Annotated in this window: 15 protein-coding genes; 10 read left to right on the forward strand and 5 right to left on the reverse strand. The window is 67.7% G+C overall.

Features of this window, described 5'->3' with window-relative positions; translation table 11 throughout:
- The first annotated feature begins 9 nt into the window (after nucleotides 1–9).
- Genes NVU01S_RS08000 through NVU01S_RS08010 form a run of 3 tightly spaced genes read left to right on the forward strand, consistent with a single transcriptional unit; the run spans nucleotide 10 to nucleotide 3,047 of the window.
- Entirely contained in the window at nucleotides 10–1,005 is a 996-nt protein-coding gene (locus NVU01S_RS08000) for an LLM class flavin-dependent oxidoreductase (protein WP_043663358.1), read from the forward strand.
- Nucleotides 1,006–1,021: 16 nt separating this feature from the next.
- Nucleotides 1,022–2,074, forward strand: coding sequence for a ketoacyl-ACP synthase III family protein (locus tag NVU01S_RS08005; protein ID WP_043663355.1), 1,053 nt, complete (start codon nucleotides 1,022–1,024; stop codon nucleotides 2,072–2,074).
- Nucleotides 2,067–3,047, forward strand: a complete 981-nt coding sequence (locus tag NVU01S_RS08010; protein WP_052280103.1) for an acyltransferase domain-containing protein — start codon at nucleotides 2,067–2,069, stop codon at nucleotides 3,045–3,047. The genes NVU01S_RS08005 and NVU01S_RS08010 overlap by 8 nt, the downstream gene beginning before the upstream one ends.
- Here NVU01S_RS08010 and NVU01S_RS08015 read toward each other — a convergent pair whose 3' ends face one another.
- From NVU01S_RS08015 to NVU01S_RS08025, 3 genes are all read right to left on the reverse strand, one after another.
- Complete coding sequence (locus tag NVU01S_RS08015; protein WP_082031791.1) at nucleotides 3,048–4,220, reverse strand: IS701 family transposase; 1,173 nt, start codon at nucleotides 4,218–4,220, stop codon at nucleotides 3,048–3,050. It abuts the gene before it with no gap.
- 363 nt (nucleotides 4,221–4,583) lie between these two features.
- Nucleotides 4,584–6,746 (reverse strand): winged helix-turn-helix domain-containing protein, encoded by a 2,163-nt coding sequence (locus tag NVU01S_RS08020; protein ID WP_043663352.1) that lies wholly within the window; start codon nucleotides 6,744–6,746, stop codon nucleotides 4,584–4,586.
- 41 nt (nucleotides 6,747–6,787) lie between these two features.
- A complete protein-coding gene (locus NVU01S_RS08025) occupies nucleotides 6,788–8,473 on the reverse strand; it encodes an MFS transporter (protein WP_043663349.1) in 1,686 nt (561 codons plus the stop codon).
- A 530-nt stretch (nucleotides 8,474–9,003) separates the two neighbouring features.
- On the opposite strand from NVU01S_RS08025, the gene idi reads away from it, so the two are divergent.
- The 5 genes from idi to NVU01S_RS08050 all read left to right on the forward strand — a co-directional run bounded on the left by idi (nucleotide 9,004) and on the right by NVU01S_RS08050 (nucleotide 13,882).
- Nucleotides 9,004–9,627, forward strand: coding sequence for an isopentenyl-diphosphate Delta-isomerase (gene idi / locus NVU01S_RS08030; RefSeq protein WP_043663346.1), 624 nt, complete (start codon nucleotides 9,004–9,006; stop codon nucleotides 9,625–9,627).
- On the forward strand, nucleotides 9,627–10,658 hold the full coding sequence (locus tag NVU01S_RS08035) for an L-tyrosine/L-tryptophan isonitrile synthase family protein (RefSeq protein ID WP_043663343.1): 1,032 nt from the start codon (nucleotides 9,627–9,629) through the stop codon (nucleotides 10,656–10,658). The genes idi and NVU01S_RS08035 overlap by 1 nt, the downstream gene beginning before the upstream one ends.
- The gene (locus tag NVU01S_RS08040; protein ID WP_052280101.1) at nucleotides 10,655–11,464 is read left to right on the forward strand and encodes a TauD/TfdA dioxygenase family protein; all 810 of its coding nucleotides are present in this window, start codon (nucleotides 10,655–10,657) and stop codon (nucleotides 11,462–11,464) included. Before NVU01S_RS08035 ends, NVU01S_RS08040 begins: the two co-directional genes overlap by 4 nt.
- Before the next feature lie 132 nt (nucleotides 11,465–11,596).
- Nucleotides 11,597–12,520: a UbiA family prenyltransferase gene (locus NVU01S_RS08045; RefSeq protein WP_156161385.1), complete on the forward strand. Its 924-nt coding sequence runs from the start codon at nucleotides 11,597–11,599 to the stop codon at nucleotides 12,518–12,520.
- Nucleotides 12,521–12,541: 21 nt separating this feature from the next.
- Nucleotides 12,542–13,882: a cytochrome P450 gene (locus NVU01S_RS08050; RefSeq protein ID WP_043663337.1), complete on the forward strand. Its 1,341-nt coding sequence runs from the start codon at nucleotides 12,542–12,544 to the stop codon at nucleotides 13,880–13,882.
- 69 nt (nucleotides 13,883–13,951) lie between these two features.
- Here the strand turns inward: NVU01S_RS08050 and NVU01S_RS08055 are convergent, their stop codons facing one another.
- On the reverse strand, nucleotides 13,952–14,941 hold the full coding sequence (locus NVU01S_RS08055) for a sigma-70 family RNA polymerase sigma factor (RefSeq protein WP_063775898.1): 990 nt from the start codon (nucleotides 14,939–14,941) through the stop codon (nucleotides 13,952–13,954).
- 73 nt (nucleotides 14,942–15,014) lie between these two features.
- Here NVU01S_RS08055 and NVU01S_RS08060 point away from each other — a divergent pair, with 73 nt between their 5' ends.
- Entirely contained in the window at nucleotides 15,015–17,228 is a 2,214-nt protein-coding gene (locus NVU01S_RS08060) for an MMPL family transporter (RefSeq protein ID WP_052280100.1), read from the forward strand.
- Between the two features lies 1 nt (nucleotide 17,229).
- Here NVU01S_RS08060 and NVU01S_RS08065 read toward each other — a convergent pair whose 3' ends face one another.
- On the reverse strand, nucleotides 17,230–19,146 hold the full coding sequence (locus tag NVU01S_RS08065; RefSeq protein ID WP_043663334.1) for a S9 family peptidase: 1,917 nt from the start codon (nucleotides 19,144–19,146) through the stop codon (nucleotides 17,230–17,232).
- Nucleotides 19,147–19,244: 98 nt separating this feature from the next.
- Between NVU01S_RS08065 and NVU01S_RS08070 the strand changes: the two genes are divergently transcribed.
- The gene (locus NVU01S_RS08070; protein WP_043663331.1) at nucleotides 19,245–19,979 is read left to right on the forward strand and encodes a MerR family transcriptional regulator; all 735 of its coding nucleotides are present in this window, start codon (nucleotides 19,245–19,247) and stop codon (nucleotides 19,977–19,979) included.
- Nucleotides 19,980–20,554 lie beyond the last annotated feature (575 nt).

Raw genomic sequence — 20,554 nt, forward strand, 5'->3', positions numbered from 1 at the left:
GGAGCACACATGGACGTCGGACTCGTCTTCGATCTCCGCAACCCCCGGCAGTGGCAGCGGCCGTGGGCCGACCACTACGCACGCACCCTGGAGTTCTGTGAGGAGGCCGACCGGCGGGGCGCCGGTGCCATCTGGTTCACCGAGCACCACCTCTTCGAGGACGGCTATCTGCCGCAGCCGCTGACCTTCGCGGCCGCCGCGGCGGCGCGCACCCGGCACGTCCGGATCGGCACGGCCGTCGTGCTACCGGCGCTGCGCAAGCCCGCGCAGCTCGCCGAGGAGGCCGCGGTCGTCGATCTGATCAGCGGCGGACGCCTCGAACTCGGCCTCGGCGCCGGCTATCGCGTGCCCGAATACCAGTTGTTCGACGCCGATTTCAACAAGCGGTTCGCCCGCACCGGCGCGACGATCGAAGAGGTCCGCCGCCTGTGGGAGACCGGCGGTGTCACGCCGAGGCCCGTGCAGCAGCCGGTACCGATGTGGGGCGGCTTCTATCGCCCGCGCGGCGCGCGGCTGGCCGGCCGGCTCGGCATCGGCCTGATGCACATCTCGCACGAGATGTTCGCGCACTATCAAGTGGGATTGGTCGAGGGCGGTCACGATCCCGCGTCGGCGCGGGTCGCGGATCTGGTGCCGATTCTGCTGGCCGACGACCCGGAAGCGGCGTGGGCCCGCGTCACCCCCTATCTGGCGCATCAGAAGAACACCTACCGCAGCTCCTCCGTCGAGGGCACCGACCGCCCGGCCCCGCCGCTGCTCGGGCCGGACGACCTGCGCGTACGGCCGTTGGACGGATCCTGGGGGCACCTGGAGATCCTGACACCCGAGCAGGCCGCGATCCGGATCAAGGCCCGCATCGCGGGATTGCCGGTGCGGCACTTGATCTTCTGGGCCGATATCGCCGGCATGCCGGACGACCTGGTGGCGCGCAATATCGAGCTGGTGAGCGAGCACCTGCCCCCGCTGCTGGCCAAAGAACTCGACGTGGCGGGTACCGCCCGATGAGCACCCGGAGACGCGCATGAGCGGCGAGCTCTACCTCGCCGGATGCGCCACCTGGCTGCCACCGACCGTGTCGACCGGCCAGGCGGTGGCAGCGGGCGACTGCGACGAGAAGCTGGCGACGATGACCGGCATGGCCTCGGTCACCGTGGCGGAGAAGGAATCCGGGCCGGAGATGGCCGCCAACGCCGCTACCGCGGTGCTGGACCGGACCGGTATCGGGCCCGACCGGATCGACCTCATCCTGCACGCCAGCCTGTACTTCCAGGGCCATCACCTGTGGTCGCCCGCGTCGTACATTCAACGTGTCGCGGTCGGAAACCGGTGCCCGGCAATGGAAATCCGGCAGGTCTCGAACGGCGGCATGGCCGCCCTCGAACTGGCGGGCGCCTATCTCTCGGCGTCCGCCGACCGGGATTGCGTACTCATCACCAGCGGTGACCGGATGCACCCACCCGAGTTCGACCGCTGGCGCAGCGATCCCGGCACGGTCTATGCCGACGGCGGCACGGCGCTGCTGGTGTCGCGGCGGACCGGTTTCGCCGTTCTCCGTGCGCTGCATACGGTTTCGGACCCGGAGCTGGAAGGGATGCACCGCGGCGGCGACTCCTACGGTGCGCCGTCGCTGACCACTCCGTCTCCGGTCGACCTCGACGCGCACAAACGCGAATACGTCGCCGCGCGCGGCCGGCAGTACAGCGCCGCACGCGTGGCCGCGGGTCAGAAGGCCGCGCTGCACGGCGCGCTCGCCGCGGCAGGTGTCGAGCTCGCGGACATCGCGCGAATATCGTTGCCGCACATGGGGTGGCGGCGGGTCAAGGCCGGCTTCCTGTCCCAGTTCGACATCGATCCGGCGCGCACCACCTGGTCGTGGAGCCGGACCATCGGTCACCTCGGTGCGGGCGATCCCATCGCCGGGCTGGACCACCTGGTCGGCACGGGCGCGGTCGGCCCGGGCGATCTGTGCCTGCTGGCCAGCGTCGGCGCCGGGTTCAGCTGGTCCTGCGCGGTCGTCGAAATCCTCAGCCGCCCTTCGTGGGTGGCCACTGCCGAGGGGAATTCCCATGAGTGAGCCGACCCTGGCGATGATGTTCCCCGGCCAAGGTTCGCAATACCCGCGCATGGCCGCCGGGCTCTATCGGGCGGAGCCCACCTTCACCAAGGCGATGGACGAGGTCTTCGCGGCCTTCGGTGCGCAAGGCGCACCGCTGCGCGACGATTGGCTGGCCACGACGCCCGTCGTGCCGATCGACCACGTCACGCGGGCCCAGCCGCTGCTGTTCGCCATCGACTACGCCATGGCCCGGATGGTGACCAACTGGGGTTTCGCCCCCGACCTCGTCATCGGGCACAGCATCGGCGAATTGGCCGCGGCGGCCTATACCGACATCCTGTCGCTGCCCGAGGCGGCGGAGGTGGTGCTCGACCGGGTGCACCGGATCGCCGCCGCGCCCGCGGGCGGCATGCTCGCGGTGGCCGCGACCGTCGACGAACTCGAGCCGTACCTGTCACCGGAGGTGGCGCTCGCGGCGATCAACGCGCCCCGCCAGACGATCCTGGCCGGATCCGACACCGCACTCGCCACGGTGTCCGCCGAACTGCGCGCGGCGGGACGCACCTGCCGAACGGTGCCGTCGCTCAGCGCGTTTCACAGCCCGCTGCTGCTGCCCGCGGCCACCGGCAGTCTGGAATACCTGGCCACGCTCACCCCGCGGATGCCGCGTATCCCGGTCTACTCCTGCTACACCACCCGGCCACTGGACCAGCCGACGATCGCCGATCCGGCGTACTGGGCGCACCACCCCGTGGCGACCGTGCGCTTCTGGCCCACCCTGGACGCGCTCGTCGGCTCCCACGAGCGCATCGTGTGTGTCGAAGCCGGTCCCGGACAAGGATTGTCGACCGTCGCGCGCAGGCATCCGGCCATGCGCGAGGGCCGCGGCGCGGTCGTGTCGGTCGCACCGGCCCGCGCCGGCGGCGCGGACTGGCAGGCCGCGGCCGCGGCCTTCGCCACCCTCACCTCGGTGTGCGCATCGCGGTCGTGATCACCCGGCCGCCTCCATCGGTGCCAGCTTCTCCCGATCGGCCGCCAGCCGCATCAGCACCGCGTGTGCCACCGAGGCCAGCGTCACGTGCCGATGCCAGCCGCCGTAGCTGCGACCGGAATAGTCCCGGACACCGGCCTTGTCGGCGACCTCGGCGCTGTCCCGCTCGACCCGGGTCAGCGCCGCTGCCAGCCGGACCAGTTCACCGGCCCGCTCCGTCGGCAGATCCGTCAGCCACAGCGTCCGCGCGGCCGAGCCGGTCTGCGCGGGAATTTCCAGCAGCGCCAGTTCCGCCGCGGGTCCGCCGACAGAATTGCGCGTGCGCGGCGCGAAACCGACCGTCACCGCGGCGGCCCGGGGTGCGCGCAATTTACCCGGCAGCTCACCGTGCGACGGCAACAGCATGCGCCGCCGACTTCCCTTGGCGGCTTTCATGATGTCGCCCGCGGGAATCAGGCAGTCGGCGCGATGACCGGTCAGCATTTCATCGGCAACATGCAATTTCGTCGCGTGATCGATGCGCGACAGCGACGGAATACCGTGCGCGTGCAGCCGCGGCACCACCGCGCGGATATCGAGCTCACGGGCGTCGAGCACCACCGGCCGCACCGGCAGGCGCCAGTCGTGCTTCAGTCGCAGGCACAGCTCGACGATCAGGTCCTCGCGCAGCTGGGGCAGCAGATCCGGCGGAATCGCCGCGGACGAGCGCCGATGCTGGTCGTCGAGCCAGCCGCGCGGCAGGTGCAGGCGCCAGTCGACGGGTGCGCTGAGTTCCGGCGACAGCGCCCAGATCGCGGTCGCCTGTTGCACATTCACCACCCGGCCCGCGGTGGGCAGGAAGCGCCGCTCGACACCCACCGAATGCTGGCCCGACTTCTTGATCGCCATCGAGTGCACCACCAGCGACTCGATCTCCTGCCTGCGGAACAGGTATTCGGCAAGCGCGAGGCGAACCGGGGTCCAGTCCCAGTTCGAGGCGCTGATGAAATGGTGCAGGCTTTGATCGGTGACGGCGCCGTCGAGTGACCGGGCGATATTCCGCACCGATTTGCGACCGGGCGAGTCCAACAGCCCTTTCAAATATTGCGCCGCTCGACTACGTTGATCTTTACGCGGCAACGAAGAGAACAGAACATTGCACAGCTCGGCAGCCTCTTCAAAATCTTCGAACATACGAATGCTCCCCAATATTGCTTTGAACCGCGGAGATTCCAGACAGCCCGGAAATTGTTAGACCAACTTGCGAGTGCGGCGTCCGACGCTCATTACTCTACACAGGTGACATAATCTGCATAGCTCCCCTCATCGCATTTGACAAAGATTTGACATAGCCACACCACACCATTAGAGGTACCGGGTTTCGGGTCTGACAAAGATCTGACATCGAGTCGGCGCGATGCCGGGACGGGGTACCGGCACCGGGGCCGGACACACGAAAACGCCCAGGTCAGTACGGTTCTGACGAGCTGGACGTTGATCACCCGCGAACGCTAGCCGACAACGCCGCGGCGCGGAACCGGATGGATCGCCAATTAATTACGGATTCTCGCCAATCCACTTGCCCGGGCCGATGATCGTCGCCGTTTTCGCGCCGCGCTGCACCAGTAGTGCGATATGCAGCCGCGAGGGACAACCGAGCTTCACCATCACCCGCCGCAGATGGTTGACGACCGTCCACTCCGACAACCCGAGCTCGCCGGCGATCATCCGGTTCGTCTTGCCGGTCGCCACCAACTCGGCGATCTCCCGCTGGCGTGGCGTGAGCGTGTACAGCCCGCAACGGCCGTGCTCGGAGCGCACCGACCGCGCGAAGTCGATCGCCGCTGCCAGGTTCATCGTCGACACGAGCCGCACGGTGTCCGCGAACAGTCGCTCCCCCAACCGCTTCGGCCAATCGAAGAGCTCGCCGTCGGTGTCGAGCGCCGGGATCCCGTGACCGGCGCGCAGCCGCGCACCGGCGAGCACCAAGGTCGCCGCTGCCGCCGCGTATTCGGCGCCGCACAGCGCGTAGGCCGCGCCGCAACCCTCGATGGCACAGATCGCTTCGAGCGGGTATCCGTGCACCTGGGGATGCTCGAGCACCTCCCGATAGATCAGCAGCGCCCGATCGGCGGTGCAGAGCCTGTTGCTCGCCAACGCATTACGCACCGCGAGGCCGCCGTCCGCCGGCGCGATCCGCTGAATCCGCTGTCGCAGCTCGGCCCACTCGGCGGTCACCGGCGCGAGCGGGGCGAGCGCGGCGCGGGCGAGCTCGAGCGGATCTGTATCGGCATCGGTATCGGCCTGGTCGCCGAACTGCCGCAGCGCCGCAGCCTCGCTCAGTAACGCCACCGCGCGCGGAAAACGGCCCGCGGACAACGCCCACCGGCCGAGCAACCGCGCCCCGCCCCACCGCGCCGCGCCGGGTAGGTCCTGGGCCAGACCGGCCGAGAGCCGCCGTTCCACGTCGTCCAGATGGCCGCATCGGATCCATACGTCTTGCAGATCTGCCGCAATGCGCAGGGCTTCGTCCACCCGACGGGCGATGCACAGTTCGCTGATCGCCGTCAGGAAGTCCCGGGCGTGCACGTCGGCGCAGGCGGGCACGGCCCGGTCGGGATCCATTCCGCGCCCGAGGGATTCGGCCAGCCGGCACAGTCGATCGAGATGCTCGGCACGCAACCGTGCGGCAAGCTGCGGATCGGCCGCCAGTCGCCGACGGCACCAGATCCGTACTGTCGCAGTGAGTTCGTAACTCACGTCGCCCTGCGCAGCCAGCCTGCCGTGCAGCAGGCTGCGATCCTCCAGCTCGGCCAGACCGGCGGTGGTCAGCTCACCGTCCAGGCCACCGAGCAACAGCACCGCGCCGCGGTCCACCGCGCCGGTGCACTGTGCCAGTCGAAGCAGCAGCTCGAGCAGCACCGGATCGAGATCGGTCAGGCCCCAGTCGATGGCGGCGCACAGCGTTCGGTGCCGCACGGGCGTGTCCTCGAACTGCGCGGACACCAGATCACCGCCCGCCTCGATCCGGCGCAGCGTCTCGGCCGCGCCGACGCGCACGATTTCGGCGGCGGCCAGCTCGAGCGCCAGCGGCACACCGCCCACCGCACGCGAAATGCTTTCCAGCACAGCCTGTTCGGCAAGAGTATCGGCCTCGTCGTAGTGGCCGCCGAGACCGCCGAGCAGGAGCTGGGCCGCAGGCGAGAAGGCGCCGTGCTCGGTCGGCGGCCCGGCCGGCAACGCGGACACGCACAACACACATTCGTTGCGCAGGCCGAGCGGCACGCGGGTGGTCACCACGATCCGCAGCCGCGGACACCGGTCGAGCAACTGCGCGATATCGCACGAAATCGCCGCTGCGACAGGGTCACAATTGTCCAGCAGCAGCACAGCCGGACCGGTGGCGAACGCGGCCGCGATACTCCTGAGCAGTTCGGTGGGCTCGCTCGGGCGGTCCGGTCCCGCTCCGCTCAGCTGATCCAGCACGCAGGCCAGCGCGCCCGGACGATCGGCCGCCGACGCGAGATCCACCGGCACGACCCGGCTCTCGTGAAAAGCCCCGGATTGCAAGGCCGCCCGAGCCAGGCTGCTCTTCCCGACACCGGCGGTGCCGGTGAGCGCGAGCAGCCGGACCCGTCGATCGGCCAGCAGCCCGGCCAGTTCGGCGAGTTCCTCCGTGCGATGCAGCAACACCGGCGCCCGCCGCCCCGCGAACTTCATCTCGAGCCCCTTGCTCGCGTTCCGGCGGCGCCGCCCTGCCCTCAGAGCTTGGCGGTGCGCGGCAATGCGAAGAACCCCAGGGATATGAGGATCATGATGCCGATGCCGTAGGCGAGGGTGTAGCGGAACGTGTGCGCGAAGTTGATCGCGTTGGCGTGCGCCCCCGCGTCGGTCAGCACCCGCGTGACCACCTCGTCGGCCGGCCCGTTCTGCTGACAGCTGTGCGGCACCTCGGACGGGTCCACCTGCGCCGACCGATCCTGTACGCAGGCCCGGAAATTCGCGAGGATCTGTTCCTGGGCGGGTGCGGGCAGACCGGCCGCGCCGAGTTCGGTGCGGATCGACGCCGTCGTCTCGTCGACGCCGCGCGCGGAATCGTGATCGAGCTGATTGAAGAACACGATGCCGACCAGCGCGACACCGAGCGCGATGCCGAGTTGCTGTCCGGTGTTGAGCAGACCGGAGGCCGCCCCGGCATCCTCGGTCCGCACCTGACTGAGCACGAGATCGATGGTCGGCGCCACCACCAGGCCGAACCCGAGGCCGATCACGAGCAGCGGCGTCATCATGTGCCACGGCGTGGTGTCCGGCCCGTAGTGGGCGACGAACCAGCCATAGAGCCCGAGGCCGAGGCCGGTGACCACACCGCCCGCAATCAGTACCTTCCGGCCGAAGCGCGGCGCGAGCACACCCGCCGAGGCAGCCGCACCGACGCCGGTGGCCACCGCGAAGAACAGCGAGGTGAGTCCGGCCCGCATCGGCGACCAGCCCAGGCCCACCTGCATGACCAGCGTCCACACCAGGAAGAACCCGCCGAAGCAGATCCAGAACAGCAGCCAGCTCGTCAGGCCGAGCGCGAACGGCCGCAGCCGGAACAGGCTGAGGTCGATCAGGGGTGAACCGACGGTGACGCGGCGCCTGCGCTCGTACCCGATGAACACCAGCAACACCGCCACCGAGGCCGCGATCATGGCGAAAGTCCAAGCGGGCCAGCCCAGTCGGCGTCCCTCCGTAAGCGGGTAGGTGAGCAGCAGGATCGCGGCGACGATCAGGACGACGCCCACCGGGTCCAGCCGCGACGCGGCCGCGGAGCGCGATTCCTTCATCACCAGCGCGCCCGCGATCACCGTCGCGATGCCGAAGGGGATGTTCACCAGGAAGATCGGCCGCCAGCTCAGATCGAACAGATTCCATTCCACCAGCAGCGCGCCCAGCGCGAGCCCGACCGCCGTCGCCGACCCGCAGACGCCGCTGTAGACCGCGATCGCCTTGGCCCGCTCCTTGACCGGAAAGGTGATGCGCAGGATGGCGAGGATCTGCGGCACCATCAGACCGGCGGCCGCACCCTGCAGGAAGCGCGCGACGATCAGCGCGGTGGGTCCGGAACTCAGGCCGCACGCCGCGGAAGCCAGCGTGAAGCACGCCATGCCGATGAGGAAGACGCGCTTGCGCCCGTACAGGTCACCGAGTCGCCCACCGGTGATGAGCGTCGCCGCGAAGGCGAGCACGTAGGCCGCGACAATCCATTCGATCTGCGAATACTGCGCACGGAGGTCGCCCTGGATACTCGGCACCGCGACATTGACGATCGTGACATCCAGCAAATCCATGAAGCCGGCCGCCAGCACGATCGCGAACGTGATCCAACGGCGCGGATCGACGGTTACCGGGTCGCCATCGGGTGGCGTCGACCGGTCGATATGCGCGTACTCGAGGTCCTGTGCCACGACTCTCCTGATTTCGCTCGAATGAGACGATCGACGACGCCACGCTGACTTTCGTGCCCACCTGATCAACTTGCCGAACGCAACGCAACCTCGCCGTGAACAGACAGAATGCTACAGACCGGGACAGCGATCGCAATGCTCCTTCCGTAGCAGTAACCTGCCATTGGACGCACGGCAGGATCAGCGCTTGCGCGGACCGTAAGCGCTTGCCGCACAGCAGATCTCGACTATCCTTGGCCTATCGACCGGCCATCGTCGCAGTCGCGCACACCGCCGAATCCCCACAATCCGCGACATAGTTTGTCAGGTCCGATAGGTTGTTACGTCCGTCACGCGACCGGCTCGGATAATTTGTCAGCTCCACCTTTGCCGACTCGAGAATATGTCAAATCGATAATTTGTCATCTCGCACTCTGCCGCTTTAGTTGTATGTGATTGCGCCCACCTGGGGGGTGCGGTATCTTCGGTACCGGGAGGTCTCGAAAAGACGTGCAGATAATGCCGTCGATATCATGATATGAGAGTTTTTCATGGAATATGTAATACTGGTCGATGAATCCGGTATTCCGCTCGGGTCGGCGGATAAAGCCTCGATTCACGACCACCAAACGCCGTTGCACCTGGCATTCTCCTGTTATGTATTCGGGCCGCAGGGTCATTTCCTGGTCACTCGCCGCGCCACTACCAAGCGCACCTGGCCGGGCGTCTGGACGAACTCCTGCTGCGGTCACCCGCAGCCCGGCGAGCAGATGGCCGACGCCATGCTGCGCAGACTGTCCGACGAGCTCGGCCTGACACCGCGGCGCTGGGGGATGGCACTGCCGGACTTCCGCTATCGCGCCGTCATGGACGACGGCATCGTCGAGAACGAAATCTGCCCTGTCTTCGTGGCTTTCGTGGACGGCGACCCGGTCCCGAACCCCGCAGAGGTGGACGACTACGCCTGGATCGACTGGTCCGGCTTCAACGCGCTGGTGCGCACCGAGGCGCTGCAGATCTCGCCGTGGAGCCGACTGCAACTGGCCGAGCTGGCCACCCTGCCCGCCGACCCGGCGCAGTGGCCGATCCTGACCTCCGACTTACTGCCGCGACGATGGCGCGAGCCACTCGGCGTGCCCGCTGCCGCCGCGACCACTTCCGGAAAGGAAGGGTAATGACCACCACTACCGCCGCCGGCGCCCTGCGCGAGACCACGCTCTCGCCCGCCGACCACGCTGTCGCCGAACGGATTCTGCGAATTGTCTTTCGCCGGCGCCGCACCGCCGAACCCGCCGATCCCTGTGCGACGAAGCCGTGCCCCGATTGTTTTGCGCCGCACCTGGAAACGGTCGGCCAGTTCATCGCGGCGAACAAGCCGATCCACTTCGTCATTCCCGCCTTCCCGGCGAAATCGCGCAACCGCCGCAAGACCATCGGGCGGCTGCCGGACCTGGGCGAGCAGATCGCACTCGAATCCGTGCAGGGCTTCTGCGAACAGGTCTCGGCGGTGTACAAGCCCGGTGCGGTAGTGACGGTCTGCTCGGACGGGCACGTGTTCAGCGATGTGCTCGGCATCCCCGACGAGCACATCGACGACTACGGGCACGAGCTGATGCGGATGATCCGGTCCATCGGCGGTGGCGCGATCGGCCTGTACGGGCTGCGCGACGCGATGCCGGACCTGTCCTGGGACGAGCGCCGGGCGCGGCTGCTCGCCGAGTACTCCGAGTCCATCGCCGAGATCAGGGAGACGGTGCGCACCGACCCTGCCGCGCGACGCATGTTCAACGGGATCCACCGCTTCGTCACCGAGGACGACGCGGTGCTCTACGCCGAGCTCAGTGCCACGCGCAGGCGAAATCAGGCCAAGCAGACCGCCTACGAGGTGGTGCAGCGCAGCCAGGCCTGGAGCCGCCTCGTCGGCGAGGTCTTCCCCGCCGCCGTCCGCCTGTCCATTCATCCGCAGGACCACCACAGCAGCAAGATCGGCTTCCACCTGTTGCGCACCGTCGACGGCTGGCTCACCCCGTGGCACGGCGTCGTGCTCGACGACGGTGTGCGCCACGTCCTCGTGAAGCGGGCGCGCGCAGAGGAATTGGGCGGGCGCCTGGTGTGGCGCAACAGCAGGCCGAGTCATTTCGTCATCGACGAACCGGTCGATGACCACACCGCATCAGCACTGGTTATTTCCGGAGGAGAGTTGTGAGCGACCAACTTCAGCAGACCCTGCTCGACGGCACCGACCTGGCGCCGTTCGGGCGCGTGGTGACCGCGGACGCGGGCGGCCGCACGCTGGCCGACGTACCGATCGATCAGTTGCTGGCGACCACCCTCGCGGCCAAGGTCCTGGTGCTGCGCGGCTTCGACCTGCTCGACAAGACCGACCTGGAGGCCTACTGCATGGCCGCGGGCGAGCTGGTCCAGTGGGAATTCGGCACCATCCTCGACCTGGTCGTCCAGGAGAACCCGCAGAACTACCTGTTCGACTCCGGAGACGTCCCGTTCCACTGGGACGGCGCCTGGTCGGAACGGGCCCCGCGCTTCTTCCTGTTCCAGTGCGTGCAGGGTTGCGCGCCCGGCGCGGGCGGGGAAACGGTGTTCTGCGATTCGACCCAGGTCTATCGCGAAGCGCCCGAAGAACTGCGCGAGCTGTGGGCCCGCACCTCGGTGACCTACCGCACCGATCGGCTCGCCCACTACGGCGGCACCATGACCCAGCCACTGCTCGACACCCACCCGACCACCGGTGAGACGACCATCCGCTACGCCGAGCCGCTCGACCCGGCCCGCTACCGGAATCCGTTGTTCCTCACCGTCGAAGGGCTCGGCGCCGACGACGCGGTACAGGTGATGGACGACCTGCGCGACCGGTTGCACGACCCGCGCTACTGCTACGACCACGCCTGGCAGACCGGCGACATCGTCGTCGCCGAGAACCACGCACTGCTGCACGGGCGCAACCGATTCCTCGGCTCGACCGCCCGGCACATGCAGCGGATCCAGATCATCTAGCCCCTCCCGACCTTCGACGCCAGACAACGACGGCGCTCGCGATGCGGGCGCCGGAGTTCTGCCGTCCGCTGCCGAGCGCCGCGTCGAACCTTGCAACACAACAAGATTGGATTACCAGTCGTGGTCGATGTCATGACACCCGTTAAGTCTGTGCGAGCGTACGGGCGGCTCGCCAATCTCTATTTCCTCGACTACAACCTCGCCTATCCGATGGTGGCGACGTTGCTGCCCGCCGCGGTCGTGCGCGAAGGCCGCACCTGGGCCGCGTTCGGGGTGATCATCGCCGGATACTTCCTGGTGCACTGCGCGCTCATCGCGTTCGACGACATCACCGGATTCCGGGACGGCAGCGACGCCAAGAACTATCGCGACAACCCGAGCGCCCTGCGGCGCGCGCACTGGAAACCCTTGGTAACCGGGGAACTCCGGCTGCCGCAGGCGCTGCGGTTCTCCTGGATCTGCCTGCTGTCCGGGCTGGCCCTGCTCGTGGTGGGGCTGCTCATCGCCCCCTATCATCCGCTGTGGCTGATCGTGCTCGCCGTCGTCGGCGCATGCATCTCGGTGCAGTACTCCTACGGATTGAAGTTGAGCCACATCGGTTTTCAGGAACTGGTGCTGTTCCTGTTCACGATGCAGCTGGTCTTCGTGCCGTTCTGGGCACTGACCGGCGGCGTCACCACGCGCAGCATGATCGAGGGCGGGCTGTTCGCGTTCTGGCTGATGATGGTGTCCTGGTACTCCAACCTGCGCGATATCGAAACCGATCGCGGCGTCGGCCGGATCAATGTGGCCACCATGACCGGCGAACGCACCTACATCAACCTGCTCGGCGTGCTCGCGGTCGCCGACATCATCGTGGTGTTCGCGCTGATCGCCGTCGACGAGTTGCCGCTCGCCTTCGGCTTGCTGCTGTGCCCGGTGTTCGCGCTGCGGTTCGTCCAGTTCCGGCTCGGCGCGATCAAGCGCAATCCGCTCGTCGGGCGGCTACTCGGTCGCCGGCTCGCCTGGACCGGCGCGGTGTTGATGGCCATCGGCAACCTGTTCCTGGCGAACTGAGCTCGCAGCGAAAGGACACTGATGAACATCTCGAAAACCACACGGCGCAGCAAGATCTGGGTTCGCTGGCTGGTGCTGCACGGCGCGGCGGGCGTCATGCTGCGGATGATGGCGCGCCGCGGCGACCCGTTCGCCACCCTGCTGGTCGGGCCGGGGCGCGGCATCGATCCCTACCCCGACATGGAACGAATCCGCGCCGCGGGCCGGATCGTGCCGACCCCGTTGCTCAACCTCACCGTCGACCTCGAGGTCTGCCGGACCATCATGCGGGACAGTCGATTCGGGGCCACCAAGCCCAGCCACATGAGCATGCCGAAACCGGTGCGCTGGATGTTGGAGCACACCGGAGGGGACCTGCCCAACCCCACCGATCCGCCCGCGCTGATCGCCCTGGACCCACCGGACCACAGTCGCTTGCGCCGTCCCGTCGTCGCCGCCTTCACCGCCGCGGCCATGCGGGACATGACCGATCGCATCGGCGTGGTGGCCGATCAACTGCTCGACGAGCTGGAACCGCGCTCGCACGCCGACCTGATCGCCGATTTCGCGGCCAAACTGCCGGTCGCGATCATCGCGCACCTGCTCGGCGTCCCGGAGCAGGATCATCCGAAGCTGCTCGAATGGGGCAACAGCGGGGCGCCACTGTTCGACATCGGGGTACGCCACGAGGGCTACCGCACCGGCATCGAGGGCCTCACCGACGCACAACAGTACTTCAGCGACCACGTCGACCGGTTGCGAATCCAGCCGGGCCCCAGCATCTTCGGTCACGTCGTGGCGACGAGCGGGCTGGCGCAGCACGAACTGATGGCCACCGCGTCGATCATCATGGGCGCCGGGTTCGAGACGGCGATGAACATGCTCGGCAGCGGTATCGTGCTGCTGCTGCGCAATCCCGGCCAACTCGCCAAACTCCAGGCAGACCCGGAGCAGTGGGCGAGCGCCGTGGAAGAGATCCTGCGCATCGAGAGCCCCGCGCAGATGACCATGCGCACCGCGCACGAGGACGTCGAGGTCGCCGGGCACCGGATCCGCGCGGGCGAGGTGGTGATGCTGCTGCTCGGCGGCGCCAACCGCGATCCCGAACGCTTCACCGAACCGGCGACCTTCGACATCGGCCGCGAAAGAGTGCGTGAGCACATCGCTTTCGGCCAAGGCATCCACACCTGCCTCGGCGCCCGCCTGGCCCGCCTCGAAGGCACCATCGGCCTGCGCAAGCTGTTCGAACGCTTCCCTGACCTCGCCCTGGACGGCACCCCCGAACTCCGCGGCCTAGCCGTCCTCCGCGGCTACGACCGCGTCCCCGTCCGCCTCCGCACCCCCTCCGCCCACCCAACCCCCCACCTCGCCGCCACCCCTTGACCCTCCGCATCCCCTTGGCCGCCCGCGAATTTCGGCATCACTGCCCGCGGGCGGCCAACGCGCTTCAACTCAAAGTGCTTGTGCTGGCGTAGATTTCACCATGGCAGCCAAATGACAACTCGGCGTGCACCAGTGCGGATGTCGCGGGGCCACGCGAGCGAGGGTACGTAGTTTGATCGGGCTGACCACGGAGTAGATGCCGCGGATGGTGTGCGTGTCCGGGTTCAGGTCGAGTGCGACGAGGGCGAAGGGGGTGTTGTCGCGGGAGAGCAGGATGGCGGGTCCGCCGTTGGCGTGCACCAGGGACGGCGTGAGGTGGTCCAGCAGTAGTGCCGCGGCGCCGTCGCGTAGGCGCAGCACCTTGTCGCGTCCGAGGATGACGCGCCGGGCGGTCTTGGCGAAGCCGCCGCTGTCGGTCCACATCGCCACGTCGGGGGCGAGCAACTCCAGCAGCGCAGTGAGATCGCCGCCCTGCGAGGCGACCAGGAACCGTGCGGTCACCGCCCGTCGCACCTCGGGGTCGGCCGGATAGCGTCCGCGCCGTTGGCGAATGTGCTGCTGGGCGCGATGACCCACCTGACGGACGGAATCCGGGCTGCGTTCGATGACCTCGGCGATCTCCCGATAGCTGTAACCGAATGCCTCGTTCAGCACGAAAACGGCGCGTTCCAGCGGGGTCAGCGATTCCAGCACGACCATCATGGCGAACGAGATCGCTTCGGATTGCATCGCGTTCACCTCGCCGTCCACGTCGGTCGGCAACGGTTCGGGCAGCCACAGGCCAGGGTAGGTCTCCCGCTCACGGCGGGCGCGGTGCAGCCGGGCGAGCGCGTCGTTGACCCCGATCCGGACCAGGTAGGCCCGCACGTTGACGATGTCGGCCCGGCGGACCGCGGCCCAAGCCAGCCAGGTCTCCTGGACGACGTCCTCCGCCTCGGCCACCGAGCCGAGCAGGTTGTAGCTGACCGCGAAAATCAGGTGCCGATGCGGTTCGAACGCTGTGGTGGCCTCGTCCAGCGCCGCCGAGACCGTCGCATCGCCCGGTGTGACATGAACCACCCAATCATGATGTCACACTTCCGGTTCGCCAAATCTCCTACAGGTACCTGAACCCTATGACGGGAGGAAAGTCATGTTGGAGCGGCTTTCAGCGCTGATCGTGCGCCGATCGCGAAGCTTTCTGATCCTCGCTGTTGTGCTCGTATTCGCCGGTGGCGCAGCGGGTTCCGCGCTCTACCCGAAGCTGTCGGCGGGTGGCTTCGCGGTGGCGGATTCGGATTCGGCACGCGGTGCGGAGCTGCTGCAGTCGGAGTTCGGCCGGCATGCCTCGAATCTGACCCTGCTGGTGTCCGGCCCGGACGGAGTCGACGCTCCCGACGCCGTCCGGGACGGGCAGGCCCTGGCGCAGCGGCTGGCCATCGAACCGGAGGTCGTCGGTGTCAGCTCGTATTGGACCAGCGGGCAGGCACCGCAGCTGCGTAGCCGCGACGGTGAGCAGGCACTTGTCCTAGGAACCATCGCGGGCGACGAAACGGCGGTCGAGCAGCGGATCACCGATATCCAGCGGGAGTACCAGAAGGACTTCGGCAGCCTGCGGGTCAAGGTCGGCGGCAACGCCCTGTTCCAGCACGAGATGAATGTGCAGGGCCAGAAGGACGCGACGAAAGGCGAGTCGCTGGCCTTCCCGATCACCCTGGTCCTGCTCGTGCTCATCTTCGGCAGCGTCGTCGCGGCGTTGACGCCGCTCGCGGTGGCGATCGTGGCAATGCTGATCTGCATGGGGCTCATGTGGGTCCTGCTGTCCGTCACCACCCTGTCGTCACTGGCCATCAGTGTCGTGACGCTGCTCGGGCTCGGCCTGGCGATCGACTACAGCCTGCTGTTCGTCAACCGCTACCGCGAGGAACTGCGCGCGGGGCGCGACGTTCCGGACGCCATCCGGATCACGATGGGCTCGGCGGGACGCACGGTGATCTTCTCCGCGATCACCGTCGCCATCGCCTTGACCGGATTGATCTGGTTCCCGCTGGACGCGATCCGCTCGATGGGCTACGTCGGCGTGCTGACCGGGTTGACCGCGGGCGCCACCGCGGTCACCGTGCTGCCCGCGCTGCTCGTCGCGCTCGGACCGCGGATCGAGAAGTGGCGGGTGCTCCGGCATCGGCCCGCCGCGGTCGAAACCGATGTGACCGAAGGGTTCTGGCATCGGCTGGCCTCGGCCGTGATGCGGCGGCCGATCCCGGTGGCCGTCCTGGTGACCGCGGTCCTGCTGCTGCTCGGCGCACCGGCGCTCGGCATGAAATTGGGTATGCCGGACGAGCGGATCCTGCCGACGTCGACGATGGCACGGCAGGTCGCCGACACCATCCGCAGCGACTTCGACACCAGCGGTCAGAACAGCCTGCTGATCGTCGCCCCCGAAGCGAACACTGATCCGGCGGCGATCACCGAATTCGCCACCCGGCTTTCGGAGTTGCCCGCCGTCGCACAGGTGGACACGGCCACCGGCACGTTCGCGTCGGGGCAGCGGACAGCGGCCGCCGGCCCGCAAAGCGCCGGATTCACCAACGGGTCCGCGACCTATTTCTCCGTGCTTCCCACACCGGCGGGCGTGAGCGATTCCACCGCGCTGGTGCAATCGGTGCGGGAGACCGAAGCGCCGTTCCGAACCCTGGTGACCGGCATCGCCGCCGTCAACTACGACGCGACCCGTGCCATCATCGACCGGTTGCCGTACGCACTCGGTTCGGTGGCGGTTCTGATGGTCGTGTTGTTGTTCCTGGTGACCGGCAGCGTGCTCGTCCCCTTCCTTTCGCTGATCCTCAGCGTGCTGAGCCTGACCGCCACCTTCGGTGCGCTGGTGTGGATCTTCCAGGACGGGCATCTGGCTTGGCTGCTCGGTGATTTCACCCCGACCGGCACCCTGTCCGCTTCGGTTCCGGCGATGCTCTTCGGACTCTCCTTCGGGCTCGCGATGGACTACCAGGTCTTCCTGCTCGCGCGCATTCGAGAGGAATACGACAGGTCCGGTGACGGCACGGTCGCCGTCGCGGTCGGGCTGGAACGCACCGGGCGGATCGTCACCGCGGCCGCACTGGTCATCTCGGTGGTCTTCCTGGCCTTTACGGTGTCCGGGATATCGCTGTCGAAGGCGTTCGGCATCGGCTTGCCGCTGGCGGTGCTGATGGATGCCACCCTGGTGCGCGGCGCCCTGCTGCCCGCAACGATGCGACTCTGCGGAAAGGCCGCTTGGTGGGCACCGCCTTTCCTGCGTGGCATCTTCGAGCGGACCCGCCTGCACCACGCGGCCGAGCCCGATGTGCCGGTGCGCTCGGCCGCGAGATAGCTCAAAGTGCTTGTACCGATGGGGATCTCGGTTTGTTGAGCGGGCCTTGCCGGCCGTGCAGGTGGTGGGCCAGGAAGCGGTCGACGAGGTGGAACATTTCTATTTCGTTCTCGTGGTTCACGAAGCCGTGGCCTTCGTTGTCCTTGACCAGGTATTCGACCTCGACGCCGCGGGCGCGCAGGGCGGTGACCAGGTTGTCGGACTCGGCTTGGACTACCCGGACATCGTTGGCGCCCTGGACTACCAGCAGGGGTGTGCGGATTCGGTCCACGTGGGTGATGGGCGAGCGCGCCAGCATGTCGGCCTCCTGGGCCGGGTCGTCCGGATCGCCGACGAACAGGTACCAGTTGTTGGCCATCATCGGCCGGGTGAACGGCGGCATGGTCCGCATGAAGTTCGCGAGGCTCGAGATGCCGCAGTAGTCGATGGCGGCGGCGAAGACATCCGGGGTGCAGGTGACACCGACCAGCGCCGCGTAGCCACCGTAGGAACCGCCGAAGATCGCCACCCGCGCCGGATCGGCGTAGCCCTGCGCCACCGCCCAGTCGACGCTGTCGATGAGGTCGTCGTGCATCTTGCCGGAGAACTCACCGATGGCCGCTTTGACATGGGCTTTCCCGTAGCCGGTCGAACCACGAAAGTTGACCTGCAGCACCGCGTATCCGCGGTTCGCCAGCAGTTGCACGGCCGGGTCGTACCCCCAGGCGTCCCGCGTCCACGGGCCGCCGTGCACCAGCAACACCAGCGGCAGTCGGTTGGGCGGCACGCCGACCGGCAGCGTCAGATACGACGGCAGGGCCAGTCCGTCGCGCGCGGTGATGGTCACCGGTCGCATCGGGGCCAGATCCACGGGGTTCAGGCGTGGGTAGGCGCGGAACAGCGGGCGGCTCTCGCCTGAACCGTGGTCGTAAAAGTAGGTGACGCCGGGGTCGCGGTCGTGGGTGAAGGTGACCACCCAGCGTTGACCGCTCAGATCCGAGGACAGGGTGTGCAGGTCGCCGTCGGACAGGCCGGTCAGCTTCGGCAGCACCTCGGCGAACTGCGGGTCCAGCGCGTGGATCACCTGTCGTTCGCCGGAGTAGCGGGCCCCGATCAGCTCGCCGGTGCGCCTGCTGACGATGAGCGGCTCGGCGAATGCGGTGATCCCGGCATCGAGATCGAAGGTGGGGTGGCTGTCGACCTCGGTCTCCTGTCCGGTCGCCAGGTCGAGCCGGGCCAGGCGGGTCCGGTCGGTGCCCCGGTTGGAACCGAGCCACACCCCCGTGCCGTCGGGCGTGATCTGCAGCGGATTGATCCCCATCGGGTAGTCGGCGCCGTCCCAGACTGCGACGGGGTGCAGTGTCTTCGTGGCGGTGTCCCAGCGGCGCAATTCGACGTCGCCGTCGGCGGTGAGCGCCATCGCGAACAGGTCACCGGCGTGGCTGCTCAGCCAGTTGTACGTCGCGCCTTGGCTCTCCGCGAGCAGAGTGAGTTCGCCGGTGCCGAGGTCGAGTTCATACGCGTCGAACGCCGCCGGCGTCCGCTTGTTCAGCTGCACGATCGCGGTACCCGGCTTGCCGAGCGGTAACTCGAAACCGAGCAGCCGCACGCCGGGAAACGGCGTCAGATCGACGGCCGCGGCGTCCGCGTTCTCCGGATCGACGCGGTAGAGATGCCAGTTCTCGTCGCCGTTGTCGTCCTGGAGGTAGAGCAGCCACCGCGCATCGTCGGTCCAGCGGTAGTGGAACACGCTGCGGTTGTCGTCCGCGGTGACGCAGCGGGCGGGCTCGGCCCCGTCGAGACGCTGCACCCACACGTTCAAACGGTGCTGCCACGGTGCCAAATAGGCGATGCGCGTGCCGTCCGGCGAGATCGTCGCGGCGGCGCGCGCCGGTGAACCGAACAGTTCCTCGACGGGGATGACTGCTGGTAATGCCATGACTGTCCTTTCGCTCGGTACTCCGGTGCCAGCAGACACCGTGCCGTTGCGGCACACTCAAGCCGAATGTGCGCGAGGACACGGAGGAGGGACAGCCCATGGCGTGGAGCACCAGCCAGCTCGCCGAGCTGGCAGGCACCACTTTGCGAGCGGTCCGGCACTACCACGAGGTCGGGTTGCTCGCCGAGCCCGAACGCCGCCCCAACGGCTACAAGAGCTACGGCGTCGCCCACCTGGTGCGGCTGCTGCGCATCAAACGCCTGACCGAACTAGGGTTCTCGCTGGCCCAGATCGCTGCCATGGGCACGGCCGACGTCCCGCCGGAACAAGCGTTGCGCACCTTGGACGCCGAGCTGGCCGCGAACATCGAACGCCTGCAACGGGTCCGCACCGAACTCGCCACCACCATGACGCTGGGCACGCCGACCGATCTCCCGCCCGCGCTGGCCGCCGCCTCCGCCCACGTCGAACTCTCCGAAACCGACCGGGCTTTCATCGTGGTGCTGTCGCGTGTCCTCGGCCCCGCAGGCATCGAAACCTACATCGAACTCTTCCGGGACTATCACACCGAACCCGAAGCCCTCGAATTCGATCGACTCCCCGCCGACGCCGACGACCACACCAAACAGCATCTCGCCGAACGCACCGTCCCCCTGATCCGCGCCCTCGTCGCCGCCCACCCAGGACTACTCTCCAGCACCGACGACGCCCCCCGCGGCCGCCACTTCGCCGCCGAGGCCATCGGGACCGCCATCGATGATCTGTACAACCCTGCGCAACTCGACGTTCTTGCCCGAGTGAGTCGGCTACTCGAGCGCCCTGCCGCGGACTAGACGGCGAATTCTGTTACATCCCAAGGGCACCCGCCCTACGCCCGGAACGACCTCGGTGAGCCCCGCATGGCGTGTACCAAGCGACAGCTTGGTGCGTGTCGACACGCGGAATCCCCACAGCTGCACCACTTCTCGGGATCAACACCCTTTCTGGACGCCCACAACCAGTGCAAGTCCCGAGAACTGGTGCAGATCCCAAAGCACCCACACACCATCCGCCCGCCCCCGAAAAGAAGCGCTCGAGAACGGCACCACAGCCAGACGACCACGCCGGAACAAGCCACCGCGCACCTGACCTGCGCCTACAGCCGGGAACGGCACCCGACGCGCCCAGCACTATCCGTGTAACTCCCGCGGCAGGAACACCTGACTGGGCTGGCGAACTTCGGGAGCCAGCCAACAAGCCCAAACGCAACAACACAAGACCAACGCTGCCCGGCCACCGACAACCCCGAACACAAACCTACGACGACACGTCATGCCCCTGCCGCCGACAACCCGAACACAAACCTACGACGACACGTCATGTCCCGGCAGCCGACCACCGTAGACGCCACAACCGATTCCGAAGCGAC

The sequence above is a fragment of the Nocardia vulneris genome (assembly GCF_001613425.1).
Lineage (GTDB): Bacteria > Actinomycetota > Actinomycetes > Mycobacteriales > Mycobacteriaceae > Nocardia > Nocardia vulneris.